Source organism: Pseudomonas monteilii NBRC 103158 = DSM 14164 (assembly GCF_000730605.1).
GTDB classification, from domain to species: Bacteria; Pseudomonadota; Gammaproteobacteria; order Pseudomonadales; family Pseudomonadaceae; genus Aquipseudomonas; species Aquipseudomonas monteilii.
In genome coordinates this window covers 1-1,843 of the sequence record NZ_BBIS01000110.1, presented here as the reverse complement: position 1 = coordinate 1,843, position 1,843 = coordinate 1, and the positions used below count along the sequence as shown (strand labels likewise).

General features: G+C 54.4%; 1 pseudogene. It reads right to left on the bottom strand.

Features of this window, described 5'->3' with window-relative positions:
- Positions 1-55 precede the first annotated feature (55 nt).
- Positions 56-1,323: pseudogene (gene ltrA, locus PM2_RS29365) on the bottom strand (group II intron reverse transcriptase/maturase).
- Positions 1,324-1,843: the final 520 nt, after the last annotated feature.

Here is a 1,843-nt window from a genome sequence, read left to right as displayed (position 1 = left end):
GGCCACAGGAACTGCCCCCGTAGCCGCTCGCAGAACCGTACGTGACACTCTCGCGTCATACGGCTCCCGTTATCCAACCTGTTGCTCGGTTACTTGCCAGTGATAAAACAGTCGAGGGGCAGCCGTCTGCACCGTGTCCAACCATTGAGATATGCGCCGCTTGCGCCCGTGAAGTATTTTGTACTTACGACCGGCCCAACGCTTGAGTGCGCTATCGATATGTCGAGAGATGCCAAGCATGGCCGTCCGATAGAACGCGCCATAGTACTGCCACCAACCTTGTATCACTGGGTTGTAAAGCCGAGCCACAGCAGCCAGCGTCACGTGAGTTTGGCGGTTGACCCGCCACTCGCGCACTGCTCGCCGCATCCGCTTCAACGCTTGCGCACTGACTCCCGGCAGGAAGCTGGTGAAAAGGTTGTTCTGTTGGCCGATTGCCTTCCTGGGTCTAAAAGTGAAACCAAGGAAGGTAAAGCTCACATGCGGATACTCCGCGCGTCGATTGCTGTCCTTGCAGTACACGATTTTCGATTTCTCGGGATGCATCGTGAGACCACAAACTGCTAGACGTGAAGCGATTGAACGCATCACGTGTTCTGCCTGCCTCTCGCTACGACAATGCACTACCGCATCATCGGCGTACCGGGCAAAAGGACAGTTTGCGCTGTTTCGTTGCATCCAAGCGTCAAAGGTGTAATGCATGAACAGATTCATCAGCATGGGACTGATCACGCCGCCTTGCGGGGTGCCACGTTCGCGTTGAATGCGAACGCCATCTGCTGCCTCGAACGGAGCAACCAGCCATCGTTCGATGTACAGCAGTATCCAGTCCTCTTTGATATGGGTTCGCACCGCTTTCATCAGCAGTTCATGATCAATGTGATCAAAAGCCGCCTTGATATCAAACTCCACCACCCAGTCGTATCGCCAGCAGCGCTCGCGTGTGATCGCTATGGCCTGTTTGGCTGAACGCCCTGGTCGGTATCCATATGAGTCCGGATGGAAAAGCGCATCCAGCTTCGGCTCGATGAGGAGTTTGACTACAGTTTGTGCGATACGGTCGCTGACCGTAGGCACTCCCAGCCTGCGTATACCCCCCGATGCCTTCGGTATCTCAACAACCTTGACCGGCGGCGGGAAATAAGACCCCGACGACATTCGATTCCATAGCTTGTAAAGATTCTTCGGCAGGTTCCGCTCAAAATCGGCAATGGTCTCATCGTCGATTCCAGCAGCTCCCCGGTTGGTTCTGACCTGCTGATAGGCCTCCCATATCACGCGCTTCGCTATGTTGTAAGGTTTGTTCGAACTCACGCCACTCATCCCCTGAGGTTGACAGCGTTCGTTGACAGGATAACGCCTCCCCTTCGCTCCGCCTTCATTACAAAGGCTTCATCACTACTACAGGAGGCTCCGCCCCTCATTCCAGCATTGGTATTCTTCCTCATGGTTTTAGCCATTTGTCATTTTCCTTTGCATCTGGAACAAGGTTCTCACGTTCCGTACCCAAGCCTGTATGGAGATCATGCCGCCTTTACACCGGCTGCCACTGGGGCCGTAAGCAGGTAACGCCCCAACTCGTCCTGAAGCCAGTACTCAACCTCAGTTTCGACAGCACTTTAGGGAATAACGATGCGTCATCGGACGGTTTGCTTTCGCTCATCTTCTCCATACTCACCTGCCATCATCATGGGATGACTTTTCCTCGGTTGCTCACCACCGCACCTTTTGGATGCAGCAGCACCGGGTGGTTTGAAGCCTGCTCCTGCAAGCCGACTTCGGAAGGCCTACTTCCATCTTCGGTACAGCATCACAGGTCATACGACCTGTGTTCGTGACACAC